Annotated in this window: 21 protein-coding genes, 2 tRNA genes and 2 pseudogenes; 8 read left to right on the top strand and 17 right to left on the bottom strand. The window is 60.4% G+C overall.

The window, feature by feature from the left end:
* Positions 1 to 2: 2 nt before the first annotated feature.
* The 4 genes and pseudogenes from HYG82_RS36890 to HYG82_RS44685 form a co-directional block, all read right to left on the bottom strand.
* Positions 3 to 161 (bottom strand): hypothetical protein, encoded by a 159-nt coding sequence (locus HYG82_RS36890; protein WP_218834183.1) that lies wholly within the window; start codon positions 159 to 161, stop codon positions 3 to 5.
* An 80-nt stretch (positions 162 to 241) separates the two neighbouring features.
* Positions 242 to 1,201 (bottom strand): site-specific integrase, encoded by a 960-nt coding sequence (locus HYG82_RS36885; RefSeq protein ID WP_218834182.1) that lies wholly within the window; start codon positions 1,199 to 1,201, stop codon positions 242 to 244.
* 153 nt (positions 1,202 to 1,354) lie between these two features.
* A tRNA-Thr gene (locus HYG82_RS36880) sits at positions 1,355 to 1,426 on the bottom strand.
* 99 nt (positions 1,427 to 1,525) lie between these two features.
* Positions 1,526 to 2,357: pseudogene (locus HYG82_RS44685) on the bottom strand (DUF7114 family protein).
* 60 nt (positions 2,358 to 2,417) lie between these two features.
* Between HYG82_RS44685 and HYG82_RS36870 the strand changes: the two are divergent.
* Together HYG82_RS36870 and HYG82_RS36865 are read left to right on the top strand one after the other, a co-directional pair.
* Entirely contained in the window at positions 2,418 to 3,122 is a 705-nt protein-coding gene (locus HYG82_RS36870) for an enoyl-CoA hydratase/isomerase family protein (RefSeq protein WP_179262536.1), read from the top strand.
* A 45-nt stretch (positions 3,123 to 3,167) separates the two neighbouring features.
* Positions 3,168 to 3,707, top strand: a complete 540-nt coding sequence (locus HYG82_RS36865) for a GNAT family N-acetyltransferase (RefSeq protein WP_179262534.1) — start codon at positions 3,168 to 3,170, stop codon at positions 3,705 to 3,707.
* A 15-nt stretch (positions 3,708 to 3,722) separates the two neighbouring features.
* On the opposite strand, the gene HYG82_RS36860 is transcribed toward HYG82_RS36865, so the two are convergent.
* Positions 3,723 to 4,517, bottom strand: coding sequence for an NAD+ synthase (locus HYG82_RS36860; protein WP_179262532.1), 795 nt, complete (start codon positions 4,515 to 4,517; stop codon positions 3,723 to 3,725).
* 449 nt (positions 4,518 to 4,966) lie between these two features.
* On the opposite strand from HYG82_RS36860, the gene HYG82_RS36855 reads away from it, so the two are divergent.
* Positions 4,967 to 5,037: transfer RNA gene (locus tag HYG82_RS36855), tRNA-Gly, on the top strand.
* A gap of 260 nt (positions 5,038 to 5,297) precedes the next feature.
* Here the strand turns inward: HYG82_RS36855 and HYG82_RS36850 are convergent.
* The 6 genes from HYG82_RS36850 to HYG82_RS36825 all read right to left on the bottom strand — a co-directional run bounded on the left by HYG82_RS36850 (position 5,298) and on the right by HYG82_RS36825 (position 10,416).
* A complete protein-coding gene (locus tag HYG82_RS36850) occupies positions 5,298 to 6,263 on the bottom strand; it encodes a transcription initiation factor IIB (protein ID WP_179262530.1) in 966 nt (321 codons plus the stop codon).
* Positions 6,264 to 6,371: 108 nt separating this feature from the next.
* Complete coding sequence (locus tag HYG82_RS36845) at positions 6,372 to 7,856, bottom strand: hypothetical protein (protein ID WP_179264587.1); 1,485 nt, start codon at positions 7,854 to 7,856, stop codon at positions 6,372 to 6,374.
* Between the two features lie 207 nt (positions 7,857 to 8,063).
* Positions 8,064 to 8,501, bottom strand: a complete 438-nt coding sequence (locus HYG82_RS36840; protein WP_179262528.1) for a universal stress protein — start codon at positions 8,499 to 8,501, stop codon at positions 8,064 to 8,066.
* Positions 8,502 to 8,593: 92 nt separating this feature from the next.
* The gene (locus HYG82_RS36835) at positions 8,594 to 8,956 is read right to left on the bottom strand and encodes a hypothetical protein (RefSeq protein ID WP_179262526.1); all 363 of its coding nucleotides are present in this window, start codon (positions 8,954 to 8,956) and stop codon (positions 8,594 to 8,596) included.
* A gap of 1 nt (position 8,957) precedes the next feature.
* Positions 8,958 to 9,197, bottom strand: coding sequence for an amphi-Trp domain-containing protein (locus HYG82_RS36830; protein WP_179262524.1), 240 nt, complete (start codon positions 9,195 to 9,197; stop codon positions 8,958 to 8,960).
* Between the two features lie 157 nt (positions 9,198 to 9,354).
* Positions 9,355 to 10,416: a KaiC domain-containing protein gene (locus HYG82_RS36825; RefSeq protein WP_179264585.1), complete on the bottom strand. Its 1,062-nt coding sequence runs from the start codon at positions 10,414 to 10,416 to the stop codon at positions 9,355 to 9,357.
* A gap of 223 nt (positions 10,417 to 10,639) precedes the next feature.
* Here HYG82_RS36825 and HYG82_RS36820 point away from each other — a divergent pair, with 223 nt between their 5' ends.
* A complete protein-coding gene (locus HYG82_RS36820) occupies positions 10,640 to 11,476 on the top strand; it encodes an NAD(+)/NADH kinase (protein WP_179262522.1) in 837 nt (278 codons plus the stop codon).
* Between the two features lie 506 nt (positions 11,477 to 11,982).
* Here HYG82_RS36820 and HYG82_RS36815 read toward each other — a convergent pair.
* Positions 11,983 to 12,753 carry a hypothetical protein gene (locus HYG82_RS36815; RefSeq protein ID WP_179262520.1) on the bottom strand — a complete coding sequence of 257 codons (771 nt, stop codon included), beginning with the start codon at positions 12,751 to 12,753 and terminating at the stop codon, positions 11,983 to 11,985.
* 590 nt (positions 12,754 to 13,343) lie between these two features.
* Between HYG82_RS36815 and HYG82_RS44680 the strand changes: the two are divergent.
* Positions 13,344 to 13,440 (top strand): annotated as a pseudogene (locus tag HYG82_RS44680) (NAD(+)/NADH kinase); the annotation flags it as partial.
* A gap of 6 nt (positions 13,441 to 13,446) precedes the next feature.
* Here the strand turns inward: HYG82_RS44680 and HYG82_RS36810 are convergent.
* The 3 genes from HYG82_RS36810 to HYG82_RS36800 all read right to left on the bottom strand — a co-directional run bounded on the left by HYG82_RS36810 (position 13,447) and on the right by HYG82_RS36800 (position 16,276).
* Positions 13,447 to 14,106, bottom strand: coding sequence for a DsbA family oxidoreductase (locus HYG82_RS36810; RefSeq protein WP_179262518.1), 660 nt, complete (start codon positions 14,104 to 14,106; stop codon positions 13,447 to 13,449).
* Positions 14,107 to 14,281: 175 nt separating this feature from the next.
* Positions 14,282 to 15,052: a DNA-directed RNA polymerase subunit epsilon gene (locus HYG82_RS36805; RefSeq protein ID WP_179262516.1), complete on the bottom strand. Its 771-nt coding sequence runs from the start codon at positions 15,050 to 15,052 to the stop codon at positions 14,282 to 14,284.
* Between the two features lie 303 nt (positions 15,053 to 15,355).
* Positions 15,356 to 16,276 carry a nucleotidyltransferase domain-containing protein gene (locus tag HYG82_RS36800; RefSeq protein WP_179262514.1) on the bottom strand — a complete coding sequence of 307 codons (921 nt, stop codon included), beginning with the start codon at positions 16,274 to 16,276 and terminating at the stop codon, positions 15,356 to 15,358.
* Positions 16,277 to 17,001: 725 nt separating this feature from the next.
* Between HYG82_RS36800 and HYG82_RS36795 the strand changes: the two genes are divergently transcribed.
* A complete protein-coding gene (locus tag HYG82_RS36795) occupies positions 17,002 to 17,205 on the top strand; it encodes a hypothetical protein (protein WP_179262512.1) in 204 nt (67 codons plus the stop codon).
* Positions 17,206 to 17,431: 226 nt separating this feature from the next.
* Complete coding sequence (gene mptA / locus HYG82_RS36790; protein WP_179262510.1) at positions 17,432 to 18,358, top strand: GTP cyclohydrolase MptA; 927 nt, start codon at positions 17,432 to 17,434, stop codon at positions 18,356 to 18,358.
* On the opposite strand, the gene HYG82_RS36785 is transcribed toward mptA, so the two are convergent.
* Positions 18,355 to 19,158, bottom strand: a complete 804-nt coding sequence (locus HYG82_RS36785; RefSeq protein ID WP_179262508.1) for a TrmB family transcriptional regulator — start codon at positions 19,156 to 19,158, stop codon at positions 18,355 to 18,357. The genes mptA and HYG82_RS36785 overlap by 4 nt on opposite strands.
* 82 nt (positions 19,159 to 19,240) lie before the next feature.
* Positions 19,241 to 20,890: a DUF255 domain-containing protein gene (locus HYG82_RS36780; RefSeq protein ID WP_179262506.1), complete on the bottom strand. Its 1,650-nt coding sequence runs from the start codon at positions 20,888 to 20,890 to the stop codon at positions 19,241 to 19,243.
* Between the two features lie 192 nt (positions 20,891 to 21,082).
* On the opposite strand from HYG82_RS36780, the gene HYG82_RS36775 reads away from it, so the two are divergent.
* Positions 21,083 to 21,673, top strand: coding sequence for an FxsA family protein (locus HYG82_RS36775; protein WP_179262504.1), 591 nt, complete (start codon positions 21,083 to 21,085; stop codon positions 21,671 to 21,673).
* Positions 21,674 to 21,720: the final 47 nt, after the last annotated feature.

Below are 21,720 nucleotides of genomic sequence, written 5' to 3'. Positions count from 1 at the left end.
GTCTACCAGATCTGCTCGGCGGCGTCGTTACGAGTCTCAGCGTCGGAGTGAAGATACTTCATCGTCGTGGTGACACTCTTGTGACGAAGCTGTTCCTTCGCGTGATGTGGACCGAGGTGGTTCGCCCAGTAGGTAGCTACCCTTGACGAATCGAGTACCATGTGATCTCCTTGTGATCCGGGATGGGGAGATCTCCCTCGTCAACGAGACGGCTCAGTAGATAGTTACACGACTTCGAACTTTACTTGCTCCCTTGCTTTGTGAGCCAGAGTTCGTTCCGATCGTTGTACTTGGCGTACGTTGCTCGCTCCTCTAACCACCGCTTGAGGACTCTTGACGTACGCTTCTTGATCGAGCAGTTCCAGTGAGCTTCGTTCTTCGTGGACTCGTCTTTGGGGATGTTGAGCTCGTTATTATCAAGATTGACCCAGTCTGTGCTGGCTCGACCGACTTCGATAGGACGGAGTCCAGTGTCCAGCGTCACTGCGATGATCGAGGGCTCCTTCCACGAGTTCGCCTGTTCGAAGTGCTCGGGTCCGACCTCAGACTTGGGGACACCGAGGCGTTTTGAGACGTGTATCTTGAGCCGATCGCGCTCCTCGGTGGACATCTCACTATGATAGCTCTTGACAGAGTTGTATTCCAGCGCGGCCTGGTATAGCGGCTTGAAGGCTGTCCGACGAAGGTAATCCCGTTCGTCGCCGGTCGCCTGACTCAGTTCGGGTTTTGGTTCCCAGTCGTAATCGGTTCCGTGGATCTGGTTCTGATACTTGAATAACCGCTGTACCGCTTTTCCGTAGTGAAGTACGCTGGAGTCAGCCATCTCGTCTGAGCGATTGAGGAGGCGGATGAAACGGTCAGCGTGGTCCGGTGTGAGTGCTGTCGTGTAGGCGTCCTCGTCTTCCCAAAGCCACCGAAAGACGATCTCCAGCTTGTAGTGTGTTGACTGAAGGGTGCTCTCTGCAAGGCCCTCTCCTTTCTCTGGATGCTTCCCGTAGGTCGCGAGCCACGAGAGGACTTCCTTCTTGAAGTCGTGGTAGTCCTCGATCATATTGAGTCCATATGCCTCGAGATCTTCGCGTGAGCGTTCGCTGACGAGCGGGAAGTCGAACTCTACAGACTCTGGTGCTGGCGGAAGACCTTCTCGTGGAGTTCCACCTCCGGCGGGAAGGTTGTCCAGGGGATCGGGCTGGTTGGTCACCGGCGCGCACCCCCTTTTGTTTGTGTGCCATGATACGTTCTGGAATCGCAAGACTGCGCGGCTATCGGGTTGTAGTCTTTTCGGATGTTATTGGGCATGGTTCGTCTCTCCTGAGAAGGGGAAATCAGTCGAGAGAGACGTTAAGGCCGTGTAAGCCTAGGCCGGGATTTGAACCCGGGCTCTCGTCCTTACCAAGGACGCGCTTTACCGCTAAGCTACCCAGGCGCGTACTCGTTCGTTGTCCGGAGTCGTCTTTATGGGTTTCGATTCGATTGGGCCGTGTGTCGGTCTATCTCGATCAGGTCGTGCGGTCGTGACCGCTCGTCAGGGGTCCGTTGCTGACGTCGCGCGGTCGGACGGTCCATCCTCGAGCGATCGGTCGTGGAGTGATGGCTCGAGATCGGTGAGACACTCTGCCGCCGGGGGAAACGACGGGCCGACCGCGTCGGCGAGATCCGTGGCGACGGCGAGCAGCCAGGGAGAGGGCGTTTCGCCGACGGCGACGGCCCCGGTGAGGACGGCGAGTTCGAGGACGTCGCGCTCGAGGTTGGCGTCGATCGTCGTCGGGTCGATGGGGTCCGTTCCGCTCTCGGAATCGGCGTTCGTATTGTCCTCGTCGTGGAGGTCCGTGCGACGGGTCTGATCGCGACCGAACGATTGGACGGTGCGGACGGCCTTGTCGGCGGCGTCCGTGTGAGCCAGCAGGTAGAAGCCCCGGGCGACGAGAATGTCGGCGGCGAGAATCGCGAGATCACCGTTGCTGCCGTTGTTTTTTGTTGCTGTCGCCGGCCTCGTTGATCGCCGTCCAGGGCTCGTCGTGGGCGAGCGTGCGAGTCAGGCGCAGTCCCTCGTAGATGAGTTGGACCCCAGCCGCGTGGGTGACGATACCGTCCGGATCGCACCCAGCGTCACGGTTGGAATCGTACTCGTGTTCGTGCGCGCGGTCTCGGTCGACCTCGGGAATGCCGGAAAGAGGAAGGTCGCCTTCGAGCGTGTATCCGTCTGCAGCCATCGCTGTGGCGCTCTCGAGGGTGAGTGTCCCGGGAACCATCGATGCTCGCTCGAGGACGGATTCGATATAGTCGTGCAGTTTTGGTGGTTCGACGTCCGCGACGGCCCCAACGGCGGCACGCCGACAGCTGTCGGCCTTCTCCATTAGCGGGGGGTTACGACGGCGGAGCCAAAGACCTTTGGAAACGCCGGGTCGACTGCTGCCATGATCGACGTTGATACGTCCGAGTCGATTCGTACCGTTACCTTCAACCGCCCCGAAGCCCGCAACGCCCTCACCGTCGACGGTCTCGAGGCGCTCGAAGCTGCGATCGAAGGCGCCGAGGAGCCAGTACTCTACCTCTGCGGACGCGGAGGGGCGTTCTCGGCGGGAGCGGACCTGAACGAGGTTGCAGCGCTCGACGGAGATCGCGACCGCGCGACAGAGTTCGCCCACCTGGGCCAACGCGTGGCCCAGACGATCGAGGAGTCGCCTGCGGTTGTCGTCGCGGGAATCGACGGCCCCGCACGCGGCGGCGGTCTCGAGCTCGCACTGGCCTGTGACGTTCGAGTTGGAACGCCTGATTCGACGTACGGCGAACCGGGTGTCACCTTCGGTCTGTTCGGCGCCTGGGGCGGCACCGTTCGGCTGCCACGAATCATAGGTGAGGGCGACGCGCTCGAGTTTGCGCTCTCCGGGCGGTCGGTCGACGCGGCCGAGGCCCGCCGAATGGGGCTGATTTCGCGAGTCGAAGACGAACCCCGGTCTGTCGCCGAAGAAATCGCCGCCAACGCAGCCGACTCGCTGGCCGCGTTGAAACGGCGGATTCGAGACGATAGCGAGCATGCGACGCAGGAACGACGCGAGGCCCAGGCGTTTGCAGACCTCGTTGCCGCTCACGCGGACGACATCGACGCGCTGCTCGAGTGAGCGGCGAACGGAAGAAGTTTATTTGTTGACAGGTTTGGTCCTGATATGCCCGGCCCCGTATTCCTGGAGGGTAACCGCAGTACGCTGCGACCGATCGAAGAAGCGGATCTCGAGTTCCTGCAGGCGCAGGTCAACGATCCGCGAATCTGGCGGCTGATCGGTCGCTCGAGGCCGCTCAACCGTGAGCAGGAACGAGAGTTCTTCGAGGACGTTGTTTGTGGCGATGAGAACGTGTCGCTGCTGATCGTCGACGAATCGACACCGATCGGGACCGTCGCGCTCAATTGGAACGACCTGGAGGCCCAAACGGCCGAACTCGGGTACTGGATCGCACCCGACCACCAGCGACAGGGCTATGGCTCCGACGCGGTGGAACGAGTCCTTGAGTACGGCTTCGACCAGCTCGGGCTCCACAGGATCGAAGCCCGCGTGTTCGAACTCAACGAGCCGTCGCGCCGGTTGCTCGAGTCCGTTGGCTTCACGCAGGAGGGCATCCACCGCGACGTCGAGTTCATCGACGGCGAGTATCAGGACGCGTACTGGTTCGGGTTGCTCGAGGATGAGTGGCGGGGACGAGACGAGTGAGATGACGAGGACCGCCTATTCGAGCGGTTCCGGTGCGGGCGGCGCGTTCCGCTTGTGTTCGGTTTGCTCGTACATTCGACGGACCATCTCGACGGTCTCCTCGTCGATTTCGAGCAGTCGGCAGGTCGCGGCGACCGAGAGCGGCCCGTCGATGTGGGTTGCGAGGATGTCGTCGAGCATCTCGTAGCTGATTCCCAGTTCGTCCTCATCGGTTTGATCGGCCCACAGCTCCGCAGTGGCGGTCTTTTCGGCGAGTTCTTCAGGAACGCCGACGTGGTGGGCGAGTTGGCGAACCTGGCCTTTGTAGAGGTTGCCGATCGGATGGCAGTCGACGGCGCCGTCGCCGTACTTGGTAAAGTAGCCCACCGCGGCCTCGCTGCGGTTTCCGGTCCCGACGACGAGCCGACTCTCGTGATTGGCGACGAGATAGTTCAGGACGGCGCGGATACGCGCCCGAGCGTTGCCGACCGCTTCACGGTCGCCTTCCGCCTCGGGATAGGCCGACAGCAGGGAGTCGACGAGCGGTTCGATCTCGATGACGTCGTAGCTGATCTCGAGAATCTGAGCGACCCGTTCGGCGTCGCTCATGTGCCCTTCGCTGCTGACGGTCGCCGGCAGGACGAGCCCGTGAACGCAGTCGGCTCCGAGGGCCTCGACTGCGAGAAAGCCGGTCAGAGTGCTGTCGATCCCGCCGGAGAGCCCGAGAACGACACCGTCAGCACCCGCTGCGTCGACCTGATGACGAATGAATTCCGTGATACGGTCGCGCCGGCGTTCCAGTTCCGCCTCCGAAAAGCGAAGGTCGATCATAGGAGGGTCTACGGCGGGCGTGACCTAATAGTCATCCCTCTCCGGAAAAAAGTGACCGGGCGGTCGATTTCCCAGACTCGTCGACCGAGCAATCCATTCACCCGCGGTCGGAAATTCCAAGGACAGCGAAGTCCGGGTGCGAGAATCGAACTACGCGTCTCAGCCACACAGGCTGAAGGATAGCCACTACCCTAACCCGGACACTGACCGAAGCTCGTGGCAGCTATCAGTAGCACCTTCCACGCATAATAAACGCTGATCGTCTGCAACGATTGCAACTCGAGACAGCGTTCTTAGATGACGCCGGAGTGCGATTCGGTCGAGAGCGCTACGTTCAAGTGCGACCGGTCGCTATGCTTGGGTGACGAACAGAGTGAATGGGCGCCGGTAGTACGCACCTCCGTCGGAGTTGCGATCCTCGGCGCGCAAGCGAACGACGTGAGTGCAGTGCGCCGGTGGTCTAGTGGGAGGACATGAGCTTCCCAAGCTCATAGCCCGGGTTCAATTCCCGGTCGGCGCATACTGCAGAAAGCGAGCTCGTTTCTCGTGACGCTGGTGGGCCGAGCCCAGCGAGGCGAGAGTCAATAGACGAGCGTCGCGGGCCTATCGATCGTATCGATGCTCGTCTCGAGCGAGTGGTGTCCCGAAAGCGGACAACCGCTGACCGACAACCGACGACCGATAGTCGGCCGTGCTGGCTGCTGGTCAGTTCAGAACCGACGGCCGGAAAAGTGGGTCTGGAAAAAACAGATCGAAGCCGAAATCGGCGTCCAGGGCGGACTAGTGAATGCCCATCGCTTCGATCTGCTCTTGATACCGATTTCGGATGGTGACTTCGGTCACCTGCGCGACGTCGGAGACCTCCCGCTGAGTCTTCTTTTCGTTACAGAGCAGCGACGCGGCATAGATCGCGGCGGCGGCGTAGCCAGTCGGCGATTTGCCGGAGAGAAGTCCCTTTTCGGTCGTCGTATCGATGATTTCGTTGGCTTTGGCCTGGACCTCCTCGGACAGTTCGAGTTCGGAGCAAAACCGCGGGACGTATTTCTTCGGATTGACCGGTTCCATCTCGAGGCCCAGTTCCTGAGCGACGTATCGATACGTGCGGCCGATTTCTTTGCGCTCGACGCGGGAGACGGCCGCGACTTCCTCGAGCGAGCGCGGGATACCTTCCATGCGACAGGCGGCATACAGGGTGCTCGTCGCGACGCCCTCGATTGACCGGCCGCGGATGAGGTCTTCATCGAGTGCCCGCCGGTACATGACGCAGGCGACCTCGCGGACGGATCGGGGGATAGCCAGGGACGACGCCATCCGATCGGTTTCGGAGAGGGCGAACTGCAGGTTTCGTTCGCCGGCGTCTTTGGTCCGGATGCGCTCTTGCCACTTTCGCAGTCTGCGCATCTGGTTTCGTTTGTCCGAGGAGATGGATCGACCGTACGCATCCTGGTTCTTCCAGTCGATTGAGGTCGTCAGACCCTTGTCGTGCATGGTCTGGGTCGTCGGTGCGCCGACGCGCGACTTGTTCTGCCGTTCGGAGTGATTGAACGCGCGCCATTCGGGCCCGTGATCGATGTTCGACCCCTCGACGATCAGGCCACACTGATCGCAAACGAGCTCGCCCTGATCCTCGCTTTTGACGAGCGTTCCCCCCTCACACTCGTCGCACACCCGCTCACGCTCGTCTGGTTCCTGCGTTTTTTCGGTCGTTTCAGGAGTACGTTCACGTTGGCGGGGTGGACTAGCCATGTCGTGTAGGTAACGACGGTGCAAGAACTTAAGGCCTCGCAACAATGGAACCAGTCTTGAATAGGGACACAGATCCGATTTTATCGGCGGAACGGGGCTGGAAATGCCTCACAGGTAGCCAAAGAGCGTTCCGACCAGCACCAGTACCCACATCGTGGTCCCAGCCAGTAACATATCGTTGAACTTCGAGTTGCGCGTCGCTTGTTTGGCCGCACCGCCGGCGATGAGACCGAGCGCGACGACGACGAGCATCCGCTGGACGACGACGTCGACGGGGAGCGTGTCGACACCGAGCATGCCGTAGTCGAGCCAGACCGCCACCGCGAGCGACGCTGCGGCGACGACGGCGGCGTCGAGACGGCGCGTGAGTCCGCGTGCGATCAGGTACGCCGCCACCGGGATGGCGATCCCGATGACAGGGTAGAGCAGCGCCGCGATCTGGTGCGGCGTGAGGAACTCGGCCTGGCGTTCGAGGAAAATGCCCCCCAGTCGGACGCCGAGGTACAGCGCGAGGATGGTGAACACGAGCACGAGGTGGCCGGCTTCGAGGCGGGCGTACGCGGCGGCGATCCGGCGTCGGTCGACGTCAGTCAGGTGGTCGTCGATGGCTGCCGGCGTGCGCTGGCTGATCTGGTCGGCGGAGTGGCCGGATCCACTGTCGGCGTCCAGACCACGTCTGCCGGCGCGAATACCGATCATCGTGGGGACGACGAATAACCCGGCGAGTTCGACGACCGTCGCCCAGCCGTCTGTGTCCGACGGGCCGCCGTTAGCGAGGTAGATCCGTTTGACATCCTCCTGCGTATCGACTCGCGGGTCCGACATGAATTCGGACTCGACTTTCTTCTGGGCGGCTTTGGCCCCGTCGACGCGGTGTCGGAGGGTAAACCAGTCGAAATGCTCCGTGTGCGTCTGCATCGCGACCCAGTCGTCGTCCTCGTTCGGGCTCTCGTAGAGCCGGATGTGATACCGCTGACCGTAGTAGTCGCCATCCTCGAGCTGGAGCGTTTCGGTCGTCCAGTAGCCGCTCTCGTTCGGTCCGGGATCGATGTAGGCGTAGCGGATGCCGCCGTCGGCTTCGCCCCAGTCGAGGTCGGGGATGCGAATCGGTGAGGTGTCCGACGAGGATTCGTTGTCGGTCCCGTTAGACGATCCGTTCGTCGCGTTTGGAGCGGACGCGTTACGCGACGAGTTGTTCGTTGCATCGGTGTCGTTTTCGGTCGTGTTCCCGCCGCTGAAGAGGGAGTAGGTGTCCGGGAGCGCTTCTTCCTCGGACTCGTTGATTTCCGACCAGTCGCCGTCGCCCTCGTCGGTTAGAATCCGCTCGACGTCGTCGACGTCGCCGCGGACGATCACGTTGATAGGGCTTCGCTTCTGGAACCCCTGACGCGGGCTGAGATACCGCCAGAAACCGCTCTCGGAGTTCTCGAACGAGATGACGTCGGGGGCCGATTTCGGATCGACCGACTTCCGTTGCGTCGGTTCCTCGGACGCGGTCAGTCCGGTCGACATCGATAGCAACATCGACGGACCGCCGACCAGCACGAACGCTAGAACGAGGAGTACGGCTCCGATCACGAGCGAGCGACGCATTTCCACATCAGTAGCAACGGGAAACACATCAAACCATGTGTGACGGAGGCGACAGAGTCGCTCCAAGACGGGACAAAGAGTCAGGCCGCAGGAAAGCTAGAGACGACTGGAGAGCCGGGGGCGTACGGATGAATGGTCCCAGTCGACTGAGTGAAACTACCGACTGAGCGAAACAGCCGTGCGAGCGGACCGTCGTGGTCGGTCTCGTCAGTCCGACCGGACGCTCGGGCCGACGGTCGTGACGGGGACGGGTGCCTCGCGGACGACGCGCTGGGAAACGCTACCGACGACGTTGCGCTCGTACTCGTCGCCGCTCGTTCCCATGACGATCAGGTCCACGTCGTTTGTAGCGGCGTAGTCGACGATGCATTCGGCCGGATGACCGGTGTCTACGGCCGTCGTCGTTTCGACGCCGCGATCGGCAGCACGGGTCGCCGCCTCGTCGACCGCCGATCGAGACGTCGCTTCGAGATCGTCACGAACGCGCTCGATACGGTCCTCGTCGAGAACGAGAAAGGCGCGATCGTCGACGACCGAGAGGACGTGGAGGGTCGCGTCTCTCGTGGCCGCAACGTTGATCGCGTGGGCCGCGACGGTCGTCGCGTGGTCACTGCCGTCCGTTGGAAACAGGATCGTCTCGTACATCGCTGTCTAGAGTGACCACTCGAGCGGACGGACAAAGGAGTTTGCGACGTTCTTCCCTCGTGGGAAGTTTGGGTTGGTTCCGTCTGAGCGGGCTATATTCCCGGAATTCCGAGTACGTCGGGCGTGATGATGCCGACTACTGCGAACGCGTAGACGATCACGACCGCGACGATCCAGGCAACGAAGCCGATTGCGATAGCCGATCCCCAGCCGCCGGGATACCGCCAGTTGATGATGCCGACCCAGATGACGAGCATCAATAAGATTCCCAGAACAGGAATCCAGCCCACGAAGAAACTCGTGACTGCCCAAGCGACCGCGCCGATCAGCGCGGTTACCGCCGCGTTCACGAAGCCGGCATCTCGATCCAGCACGAGGCGCGCGCCCGCGAGGATACCGATCGTCCCGACCAACAAACTCAGAACGAAAATCAAGATTGAGTCCGCCGTAGCCATATTAGGGTTTCCAGCTCAGTTCGATGTCTACTGTCTCACGGTTCCCCCGAAGCATCGAAGATCGTTCGACCACTTCGACCGAGATGTCGACGTTCTGGGGCGGATTAAGTGATACGTTCTTGTTCCCGACGGGAACGGAGACCGTTTCGTCACCGTGTTCGAACTCGGTGGCGAGATCCTGGAGGTACGCGGCGAGTTCTTCTCGTGGCAGTGTTTCGTCGGCCGTCGTCCGTTGCGCCATGCGGAAACATGATGATCACTGCCGGAAAAGTATGGGCAACGAACGGCGTTCTAACTCGATATTACCGGCTCGAAAGCCGTTGTAACAGTTCACCGATCGGACGGGAGACGAGGTCCCTGGTTCGGATCGAAGCCACCGGTCTGATCCGAGATCTCCGCTAAAATAAATTCGCCTGCTGGTAGACTGAGATGCCGTCGTTGGTTATCTCGTACGGTTTTTTCTCTCGGGAGTGGTTCGCATCACGGATCTTCTGAATCTCGATCGCGAGTCGCGTTTCGCGGAAATCGTCCGGCCGAACGTATTGGAGAACGAACACTGCGTCAGTGAGGTACTCGACGATACCGTACCGCGACGCGTACGGCGTCTCCGGAGAGACCTCGCTCGTCAGCAGGGCGGTAACACCGGCCTCCTTCAAACTCCGGGCGAAATCGTATATTTCGTTGCGCCGGTCAGCCCGGTTCTCGTACATCATCTCGAGTAACGAGACAGAGTCCAGCACGAGCCGTGATGCGCCGAAATCATCGACGAGCGACGGGAGTTCGTTCCGAATCGACGCCAGACTGTTCGCCATCTCGATCGGATCAACGTCGACGACAGCGAGTTCTCCCTCGGCAGCGTACTCGTCGAAGGCGTACCCTTTCTCGGTCGCGCTGTTGATGACCCGGTCGCGGCTCTCCTCCAGAGTGATACACACGCCGCGCTCGCCCTGCTCCAGACCGTGGTTGAGAAACTGGAGGCCGAAAGTGGTCTTGCCGGTGCCGGCGCTACCCATCGCAACGATCAGCGATCGTTCCGGAATGCCGCCCTGAATCATCCGATCAAGGCCCTCGATCCCGAGGTCCAGCCTGGGAAGTTCCGAGTCGATCTCTTCGTCGAAGTCTGGTTCATCGCTGCCAGAAAGGACGAAATCGAGATCGTCGAACCCTTCGGGATCGCTGGTCACCTCCGTATCGGTGGTGTCGCCGACGGCCGGCGTCTCGACGTCTTGCAGCGCAGCGCCGAAATCGTCCTCGAACAACGAGTCGTCAACATCACCCTCATCGACACCACTTTCGACGGCACCGCTTTCGTCGCCATTGTCATCGACGGTCTCGTCGCCGCTCGAATCGACTGTCTTGTCGGTTGACGTCGCCCTAGCCTCGTCTCCGTCCCCATCGCGTTCCTCGTTCTCGAGCGCTCGGTGGAACCAATCTTCGGCCTCGTCACTCACGGCAACCACCTTCGGGCCATCGTCGGTCCGGGACCGACAGCCGCGAGTGAATCTGGCTGCTGACACCGGGGCGACGCAACGGGAGCATACACGAGTGGACGAACGCCATACTGGACATTGCGACGGAGTCGTCGCGAGGTTCACGTGTTCGGATTCGTTCCAGCCCGATTAACCTTGTTGCCGCCGACGGACAAGCGTGGCTTTTTGACGCCGGGGCGGGTAGCGGTCGACGATGGAGGCTGCCGTCGGAATCGTCGCTCAGCGCGACAACGAGCGTGCACAGGAACTCGCCGCAACCCTCGTCGATGCCCTCGAACGAGAGGGCGCGGGCGTCATCGTCGACGAAGCGACTGGCGGGGCGATCGAGGCGACGGCCGCTCCAGTTTCCGCGATGGAAAGTCGCAACCTCGTCGTGAGTATCGGCGGTGACGGAACGCTACTGTTCGTCGCCCGTGAGATCGGAGCCACGCCGATTCTCGGCGTCAATCTCGGCGAAGTCGGTTTTCTCAACGCCGTCGCTCCGGACGACGCGCTCGCGGTCGTCACCGATCTCGTTTCCCAACTCGACGAAACGGGCGACGTCGACGGGCGCGAGCTAACTCGGCTTCAGGCAACGGGCGTCGACGAGGACTGGACGCTCGAGCCCGCGCTCAACGAGGTCCTCGTCCACGGACCGCGGCGAGGGCCCGGCGGCGGCGCGACGGTCGAGGTTTGCGTCGATGGCCAGGAGTACACCGAAAGCCACGTCGACGGGGTGCTCGTCTGTACGCCGACCGGTTCGACCGCCTACAATCTCAGCGAGGGCGGGCCGCTGGTGTATCCGACGGCCGACGCGCTCGTCGTCACGCAGATGGCCGCCACCGAGTCGATGCCGTCGCTGGTCGTCGAACCGGACACCGAACTTACGCTTTCCATCTCCGGGACCGAGACGGCCTATGCGATCAGCGATGGCCGGAACCGACGGCGCCTCGAACCGCCCGCGACGGTTTCCGTCACCCTCGCTGACGATTCCGTCACCCTCGCCGGCCCGCAAGCTAACTTCTTCGATGGGCTCGACAAACTCGAGTAGTCGCTATCGACGGCCGCAGGCGTCGCCGCTGCTGCCCTCGACGAGCCGCTCGGCGTGTTCCACTCGTTTGTTGGTAGAAACTTAGCATCTTACAGTGAAGAAGATGTCCTTTCAGTGTTCATAAGAATCTGTTCACAGTGAAGTGGGAGTTGTTTTATTCCCGACCTGGGGTCAGACACTTCACCGTATGGATAAATGATGTTAATTCCGCCCCCATGTTGGAATTTTTACTCGGAGTATCCCAATATATAGTGAATTATTATATAAACAGGGAGGAAAATGATTACTATGATAGCTATACCACCACCAATTTCAGAGAATAATTCATTTGTGGCACTGGATACCGATTCAAGGGCTATTATAGCTAATAATTGCAGAATGAGCGCGAGAAACCAATCAGTTCTATCCATGTAGCGAGGTATACATTCGCGATAAAAATGCTTTTTGCTATAGTAATACCTATTAAATAAGTAAATATGAATGTTATATATTAATTTATCTAAATATCAGGCAGAATAGTCGTCTTGTTCTTCCCAAGAATCAGCACCAATGGGTACTGACACGGAGACTGTACCGGTAGGTGAGATAGACACATTTTCAAGAAAGTTCCAGCCAGCCAGACTACCAATACTCCAAGTATGTTCGTATAGCGTTTCAATACGCCCAGGTTGGCGCTCAGGATAGTTTTGCTTTCGAAGTTTAGCTTGGACGGCTCCTTCGCACCGATCAGTGAGCAGAATGTCCCCCGATCGGTCTTTAAGCCAATCTATGACTGTAAACCCAAGTGCATTGTTTTGCTCACCAATTAATCCTCCACCCTGCATCTCAACTGGTAATTTTTTCGACTCTATCTTGTCAGCAGCCGCGTAAACCTCGGACCAACTAATAACTGTATCTAAACCAACTAGGCCCCATTGGCTATCTTCCCAAGCGATAACACAAGCATCTTTTGGCATTTGTCCATCAAAATCGTATGGGGAAGTATTATAATAGAGATCCCAATAAAGAGTGACCCACATTTCTCTTCCATCTTTACCGGTAATCAGGGAGACCTCTCCCGAACCGGTTGAGCTGGGTTTTTTATAGTAATGTTGGGCAGAGACGCTCCCAGAAGTGCTCTTTAATCCATTCTCATTGTGACCAGCCCTGACTGTATTGAGATGGTATTCAAAATCGTTTTCTTTAGCTACTTTCTCTGCTTCCTCAAAGTTCCCGTTTCTTGATAATTCAGCGAATTTGTTGAAAGAATCGCTGGCCGCAGTAACTGAACTGGTCATTACTCCGGAGGCTCCAATCGCTGCCAACCCGCTATAAGAGCCTGCTTTAAGGAATGTACGCCTGTCCGTCTCTATCGTACTTCTGTGATTCGCTTGATTGGAGGTCATTGCATTTCCGGTTATCATTTCTCACTATTAATTTTTTCTATCTTTAGCGGTAATTATAACAATTGTATAGTTAATATTATAAATTAGTATTCTACCATAACGCGCTTCAATTTCTATAATAACTGTCTATTTATCACTATTACGATAATCCATCTAGCGAGCAGGTACTCATAAATCTCAACTAGGTAGTAAAGCTCGTGAAAATTCTCGATGGGGCTTTGTAATGTATAATAGACAACTCGCCAAACAGTCGCCGGCTAGAGTATAAGTAGGGCAATCAACGTATGGGAGACAGGCCATAAGACACTAGGACTATACTGGTTCAAGCAGTAGGCGTGCTATGTTTTACACAGTCTAGCAGACCGTGGTTACGACCACGACAGCGACGAACCATTTCAATGTGACAGAACAGACGGTGAAAGCGAGATATCGTCGATAACTGCGGTGTAGAGATGTTCACCATGACTTAGATGAGCGCGACCGAGCCGCCCGCGACGATCTCGGTCTCGCTCGCCCGACCCCGTTACGCTCGTCGGCCCGCAGGCGAACTTCTTCGATGGGCTCGACAAACTCGAGTAACCGGTACTACTGTCCGCCCTCGACGAGCCGCTTCAGGTGCTCCGGCGGCACCGCGCCGCGGGCGACGCGACCGTCAGAGACGAACATCGGAACGCCGGTGACTCCGTCCTCGTGTGCGTCCGCGAAGCGCTTCTCGAGGTCCGCCCGGTAGTCGTCGTCTTCGACGGCCTTGCGAATCTCGTCGCTCGGGAGACCGACGTCGTCCGCGAGGTCGGTCAGCACCTGACTGTCGCCGATATCGCGCTCATCCTGCCACAGCGCCGTGTAGATCGCCTCGTCGAATGCGTCCCATCGGTCGGGAAACTCCTGTTTGACGTACCACGATGCGACCTGGGCGTTGAACGAATCGACTTCCGTCGCGATTTCCTGGCTCATTTCGACGCCGTACTCGTCCTGGAGCCGGCGGACGTTCTGCCTGGCCTGCTCGTAGTACTGGTCGTCCTTTCCGTCGTTCGCATCGTGATCGACCGATCCGTCCGGATTCCGTTTCCCGCGTCGGAGGTCGAACGGACGCCAGTCAACAGCCAGCGGCTCGTCGCGCCCATCTTGATACTGGTCGAGGGAGCGTGTCCCCAGATAACAGAACGGACAGACGTAGTCAGCGTAGATCGTGATTCGGTCGTCCGTCACCTGCGTCTCGTCGGCATTGGTGTCTGCGTCGGCCATAGCGCCGGTTGGGCTCCACGAGGGAAAAGTATCCGGTCACAGGAGGCGGTTCGCGGGATGTGACTCGCTTTCGAGGATACGAAACGGGTTCTCAGAACGCGATTCGAGACGGACACGGTATCAAGTCTGGGGCCCTGGTTCAGCGGCGGCCGAACGTTCGGCGGAAGCCTGGCGGTTAGCTCTGGCTGCTGGTCGATGCCGCGTTGGTTCCCTCGACGTCCGATTCCGCCGCGTCTGGCAGATTCGGATCTCGGTACGGGTTGCGGCCATAGGCCGGGAGTTCGTCTTCGAGCTGGGCCTTCAGGACGCGGCGCAGTCGATTCAGATTCGTCGTATCCAGCCCGTAGTCGGCCGCGAGTCGCTTGAACGTCTCTTCGTCGGTGATATCATGGGCTCGATAACGGGCGAACAACTCCTCCATTCGGTCGGCCGACAGCGACTGCGCGTCGATATCGTCGAGTCCGAAATACTGCTGTCTATCGATGTCGACGACGTGGCGGATCACCACCAGTGCGACCTTCGGAATCGCCCGCTGGCTGCCGAATTCGGTGAGGTCGATTTCGTCCATGACGCCGAGCGCCAGATCGCGCTGCCACGGGGTCACCTCGAGGGCGTTACACAGCGCCTGCGTGGTTCGAAGTCGATCGAGCTGATGGGCGCGCTCGCTGTAACCCGGCGTCGCCGCGTGCTGTTCGTCGTGGAGGCGACGAACGCTCTCTGAGAGGTCTGCATCGGGTGACGCTGCACGGCCGATGACCGTCGCACTGGGCGTGACGACGCCCCATCGCCGGACCGTCGAATCGCGTTGAACGTCCGCCCGTGAGAGCGATCCGGACCCGGGCCGCGTCTCGAGCCGACTATCGCGTTCGAAGGCGGACTCGGCGCTGTCCGCAACGGCCACGTCACCCTCGGCGGCTGGACCAGGGTCGGCACCGTCGTCTTGCATCGTCTGTCGCTCAGAGGGGGAGAGTGAAAAAGGCTCGCTCCTTTCAGTACCGTCTCGGCGTGACTATCAGGTTTTCAGATAGATACCGGGCGGATCCAAACGAGGTGACGGCACGTTCCGAGCGCAACTGCGGCAGCGAGATGACGCGTATCGAACGATCGGAGGCGATCTCGAGTACCATCGCTCTCGAGTTGCATCACCCGGTCAAAATCCCTTCGTATCTTCACCTTATGACCAGAGGCACTTAAATCACCATCCGGTCGGTGACCTGTCAGATACGGGCAGAAATCCGATCGGGCGAATTCACTGGACTGCGGCGAGTACCTCGTCGATAAACTCGTTTATCTGCGTCGTACGGGGGCCGTCGCGGGCGTGGATCGCGGGATCTATTTCTCGCGGCGGCTGCGCGAACTCGCGGCCGACGGTGTCGCCGATCTCGACTGCCCCTTCACCCGCCTGTTTGCGCTCGAGCAATGCTCGGGCTGCCTCGATCCGCTCCGCGTCGAACACGGTGGGCGCCTGCTCGCGCAGGAACCGATCGAATGCGAGCACAGGAAGGTCGTGCTCGCCGCGGTCACCGGTCGCTTTCAGATAGCGCGCGGACATTGCTGCGCGGAGGATCGTGAGGTTTCGTTTGACGGTCGGCTTCGTCTGTGTCTCCGCGAACCGCTCGTCGTCGCCCGCGACCGTCGCCGTCCCGTCGTCGGTCTCGATGACGTACGAGTCGACGTCAGTCTCGAGGATCGGGAAGATCTCGTCGTCATTGCGGACCAGATGATGTGAGATGTACTTCCGGTAGTTGCTCGTCGCGATCCCGCGCCACGCGTGATAGAGGTCGATCGGGTTGTACGTCCGCTCGACGTATTCGGCCAGAGGCGTGGGGTCGTAGGCGGTGCGATAGCGGATCGGACTCCGCAAAAGGTCGATCGCCCCATCGTTCGAGTCGGCGAGCAGGCCCGCGAACGTCCGCACGTCCCAGCCCTGATACTCAAACTCGCCGCGGTCCTCGACGATGGTTCCGGGAGGTCGCTCGAGGTGAGCGTACCGGCGAAGGTCCGTCGGCGCGTAGACGAACCCGACGTCGTAGTCGCTGCCAGGACTCGCCGCGCCCCAGGCGCGGCTGCCGCGGGCGACCGCTAGCGCGACCACCACGTCGTGCTCGCGCTCGAGTTCCGTCAGGTGGTCGTCGACGGTTTCCCGGACGTGGTTCGGAACGACAGTCATAGCTGGGGCTCGATGAAATCAGAATCGAAACCCGAAACGGCCGGGTGACGAATGCCCTTCGTAGCTTCACCTTGTGACCAGAAGTACTTAAAGGCCGAACGCAAGTCAGTCCCGAATCGGACGGGCTATCGGAAACGTCTCGTCGTGATCGAGAATTGGTCTCAGCCGGGTCGAACTCGTCCGGGAGAGACGGGGCCGAGGCTATCAAACGTGAGCAATGGAGAACAGTCGTCTCCCGTCATAACTCTACCTTGTGACGAGAACCACTTAAAGAAACGTCGGCTCGAGGATCGGACCTCGCCACGACTAGCACGCGAACGGATCTACGGCGTAACTGGAGTACGGACAAGGGCCCATTCGGGAGAGATCCGGCAGACGAACAGAGAGGTATTGTTCTGGAGACGATCGGTAAGGCCGTTCGAGAAGGGGAAGAAGCGGCTACCGCACGACGAAGATCGGGTTACTCGCGCCGGATGCGACGCTGGCGAGCGTAAGCGACCTCGAGAAGCGAACGATCTCCCGTCGTAGCTTCATCTTGTGACCAGAAGCACTTAAAGCACGACCGGAGTCCGAGATGGCAGCGCGACAAGCGGTATCGAATAAATACCCGCGGAGCCGTCCGGAGCGGGTCCAGTTCGTTCTTGACCGACTGGATCACTCACGACGGTCCGCCGACGATCAGTTCGACTTTTGTATTTATTATCCAACCCCTAAACTGTGTGACAATGGCTGCCCGCCATTCAGCCCTATTCGAACGGGAACTGACCGTCACGTACACAGACATCACCGGGATACTGGCCGTCGCCGTGGCGGTACACAGTACAGACGGGACGATCACCGCCGTCGGTGCGACGTTTCTCCTCCTGTTCGCGTTTTGCATCCCGCTGACGGTTGCAGAGTACCTCTCCGTACGCTCGCGGGACTCGTAGTCCGTGTTCCGTTACCGAGATCGATATCCGTGCGAACAAAACGGTCGAAACACAGCGTAGCAACTATCGAACGAAGATTTTGTGGTAGAACCGTCTCCCGTCATAGCTCTACCTTGTGACCAGAACCACGTAAAGAAACGTCGGCTTGAGCCAACGACATCCGTTCGGAGCCGCCGGCACTACCGTTTCCGAAAGGTTGAATCGCCTGCTGCCCTGAATGCGGCCAATGAGTCATCAGCTGCCGGACGTGCAGGCCACGTCGCCCGACGTCACAGTCGGCTTGAGCCAGGTCGGCGTCACCGGCGTCGACAAACTCGTCAAGCTCGCCCGCGAGGGAAAGCGACCGATCGTACTCACCGCCGAATTCGAGGTGTTCGTCGATCTGCCCGCCTGGCGAAAGGGCGCGGATATGAGTCGCAACATGGAGGTCATCGACGAGATCCTCGAGGACGCCACCCGCGAGGAGGCCTACAGCGTCGAGGAGGTCTGTGGCGAGGCTGCCGAACGGCTGCTCGAGAAACACGACTACACCTCGAAGGCTGAGGTTTCGATGGAAGCAGAGTACATGCGCCGCGAGCAGACGCCGGCGAGCGACCGCGAGACCCAGCACATGGTCGACATCGTCGCATCCGCCACCGCCACCGAATCGGGGACTCGCGAGGAAATCGGCGCCCAGGTCACCGGCATGACCGTCTGTCCGTGCTCGCAAGGGATGTCCGCGGCTCGCGCGAAACAGACCCTCGAGGATCTCGGCGTCGAGGAACAGACGATCACGAAGTTTCTGGACGAGGTACCCCAGCCAGGCCATTCCCAGCGCGGACACGCGACGCTGACCGTCGAGGCCGACGGCGATCCCGATGTCGACCTGAACCACGTCATCGATATCGCGCGCGACTCGATGAGCGCGCGGATCTACAACCTCGCGAAGCGGCCCGACGAGGACCACATGACCTACGAAGCACACGCCGACGCGAAGTTCGTCGAGGACTGCGTTCGCGCGCTGGCCGAAGGCGTCGTCGACGAGTTCGATCACCTGCCCGACGACGCGGTGATCACGATGAGCCAGTCCAACGACGAGTCGATCCACCAGCACAACGCCCATGCAGAGCGCGTCGTCGAAATGGGAACGCTGCGCGACGAGATCGGAACCTAAAACTCGAGCGGCTCCGCTTCCTCCCACCGCGGGACGAACTCCTCGTGGACGTTCGCGGCGAATTCGGGGTCCTTCAGATCGATCATGCCGAACGCCTCACCCGACGAAAGCGGGTTCGGTACCTGAATGCACACTTCCACGCCGTCGATAATATTGAACGAACCCGTGATATCGTCGTTCGTCCGAACGTTGAAGTCGTCGCGTTGCTGGAGAGTCTCCCGATACCGTTGGCCCACGTCTTCCGACAGCGATGCGACCATGTCACGGGTCATCAGGAGATCGACCGAAACACCGCGATCGAGTGCGTCCTCGAGTTGAGCGTTCACGTCCTCGCTGACGGTTTGCATGTCCCACTGAGGGGCCGGGTCCGCGGATACCATAACGATATCGCGGTCGGCGGCTGCGAGCCGCTCGAGGAGGAGGTCGATCGTCTCGTCGGGGCCAACGGCGGCGGTCCAGAACTGTTCTTCGACCGGTTCGGCGGCATCGAGTTCGTCGGCCAGGTCGTCGACGATCGACTCGTACTGATCCGCTTTTTCTTCAAGTTCGCGTTTCTTGTCGTCGAGCAATCGATCGAGCGCCGTTGAGGGTTCGACTGCGACGTACTTTTTCGGCCGACTCGCGGTCTGGCTTCGAACCAGATTGTACTGCTCGATGCTGTTGAGGACGTCGTAAATGCGGCCCATCGGCACGTCACTCGCCCGTGACAACTCCTTTGCCGTTGTCGGCCCGGTTGTTAGCAACGATCGGTAGGCTCGAGCTTCGTACTCGGAGAGCCCGAGATCCCTGAGGCTGGCCATATCGGGAACCAATATACCGAAGAAACATAAACGCTGTGGTAGTTTGACGGAATAGCAGGTACGGGCGTCTCGGGCCCGAACGTCAGTCGTGAACGGCCCGGACACGTTCGCTCAACTCGCGGGGAGTTTCGGCGAGGGCGGACACGCGGTCGCGGCGTTCGACTCGCGCCGTTCCCGCTTCGATTTCGTCCGCTTCGGGGACGACGACTTTTTCGTGGTCTGCGAGGCGAAGCGCTGCACGGTGCAGGTCCGACCCAGGCTCGCCCGCGATCCGTATCACCAGCGGTCCCTCGAGCAGGCGGGAGACAGTCGTCGCGTATCGTGCGATCTGGACGCCGAAGCGGTCGCTCGCACCAGCGAAGGCTTCGAGCGTCCGTCGTGCGTACTCTCGATAACGATCCGTGTCGGCGAGAACGGCTACCTCGAGCAGCGCATCGGCGAACGCGACGTTCGAATCGAGTGGCCGAAGCGGACGGTCGAGTAAGCCTACCCCTTCGGCCGGGCCGTCGAGAAACGAATCTTCGTCGTAGAGTCGCTCGATCGTCGCGTCGGCGATCTCGATTGCGTCCTCGATGGCCGCCGTTTCGAGCGTGCTCGCAGCCGTCGTCAGTGCCCCCAGCGCGCGCGCCTGATTCGAGAGGAGACAGACGGGTTGGTCGCCGACTCCTCTACGGTCGTCTTCCCCGAGTGTGTGCCGGACGACGCCGTCGGCAAGCAGGTCCTCACGGAGGGTCGTGAGCGCGCGTTCGGCGTACCGGCGTGTGCGGTCGTCGTCGGTGTAGGCGTAGTAGGTACACAGTCCTTCGATCGCCAGTGCGTTCGGACCGGCGAAGACGCCGTCGTCGACAGGGGGCTCGTCCGCACTCGCCCGCTCGGTCGCATCGAGGCTATGGGCGTCGTCCTCACCGGGAGCCTGGCTGTTCGCGAAGGCGTCTCTGTTGCCGTTCCACAGCGTCGTCGTCAGGTACTCGATCGTCCGCTCGGCGGGCTCGCGGTACTCGTCTTTCCCGGTGAGCAGGTAGGCGTTAGCAAACGCCCGCACGAGCGCGCCGTTCGAATCCAGTAACTTCTCGCGCTGGAGCCCCGACCAGTCGCGCTCCGTCGCGAAGCGATAGAATCCGCCGTCGTACTCGTCTAACAGATTTGCCCCGACAGCATCGTAGCAGCGCAGCGCCATCTCCCGGTCGCGTTTGAGTGCGAACTCGAGGGCATCCGGGAGTGGAAACTTCGGGCTCTGACCCCAGCCGCCGGCGACTTCGTCGTATGTCTCCGTGAGCTGACCGAGCATGGCCGATTCGACGTCGGCGGTCAACTCGTCGGCCGGCGGGTTATCCTCCCGCAGCGGACGGGGGATTCGCGCGGCCCCGCTGCCTTTCGTCTGCCACATGGTCCGGACGCTGTCGAGAACCTGGCGCATTCCGTCGGGGCCGAGATAGCCTGCACCGGTCAGCACCGTCCCGTCGGGCGCGAGAAAGACCGTCGACGGGAACCCGCCCATGTTATACCGGTCGCGAACGCGCGGGTGACGGTCCACGTCGACCCGTACCGGAACGAAACTATCGTTGACGTTCGCCGCGATACGGGGCTCGGCGTACGTCTCAGCGTCCATCTCGTGACAGTGATCGCACCACGTCGCAGTCAGCGAGAGCAAGACGGGAACCTCGGCCGTAGACGCTTCGTCGAAGGCCGCCTGCCCCCACTCGCGCCACTCGACGCGCGTAGCATCGTTCATAGTTACCCGACGGGAGTCGCCGGCGTAAGGCCTTCGTTCGCACGGGGAACGTCAGGAACCGACGATCATTTCGCTCGCACTGACTCGGTCGCCGCCCTGTCGCCCCATCGGGGACCGCGCTCTCGAGATGAAGATGATGCGGATACCGAGACGAGAGTAAAGGATTTTCAATCTTCGGGCCCTAGCGAGGGTATGCTCTGGTGGATTTTCGCGCTATTGCTCATCCCGTTTCTCGATGCCGTCTTGCTCGCGGTCATCGTCACCCAGTTTGGTCTCCTGAACTGGGTCGGGATGGTACTGCTCGTCGTCCTGACGGGACTGGTCGGGATGCTACTGGTCCGTGCAGAAGGACGGCGGACGATTCGGAAGATGCAACGGTCGATGGCCCAGGGCAAGCCGCCGACCAACGAACTACTCGACGGTGGACTACTGATCGCCGCCGGAGCGTTCCTGCTAACCCCCGGTCTGGTGACCGACGCCATCGGCTTCCTGCTTGCCGTCCCGCTGACGCGGATCCCAATCCGCGCCGCTCTCAAGCGTTTCGTGATTATTCCGTACGCGGACAAGAAAACGGGCGGATTCGCCAGCGGAAAGGTCTGGACCGTCGGCTTTCCCAGCGAGGGGACGACGAGTGAGCCATCCGAATCGACCGACGGCGGAACGTACGACCTCGGGTCGGATGCCTATACCGTCAACGATGAAGATTCGTACACGATCGAGTTCGGTGACGACCGCACCGACGACACCGACGACGAACGGGACGACGATCCCCTCGCCCGGTAGCGGTTCGCACGCCTCCCGAAGAAAGAAACGCTTAAACGTTCCACCGG

This window comes from Natrinema halophilum, assembly GCF_013402815.2.
Lineage (GTDB): Archaea > Halobacteriota > Halobacteria > Halobacteriales > Natrialbaceae > Natrinema > Natrinema halophilum.
Note: the sequence above shows the minus strand (reverse complement) of the source record. Positions and strands in the feature narration are given on the sequence as shown.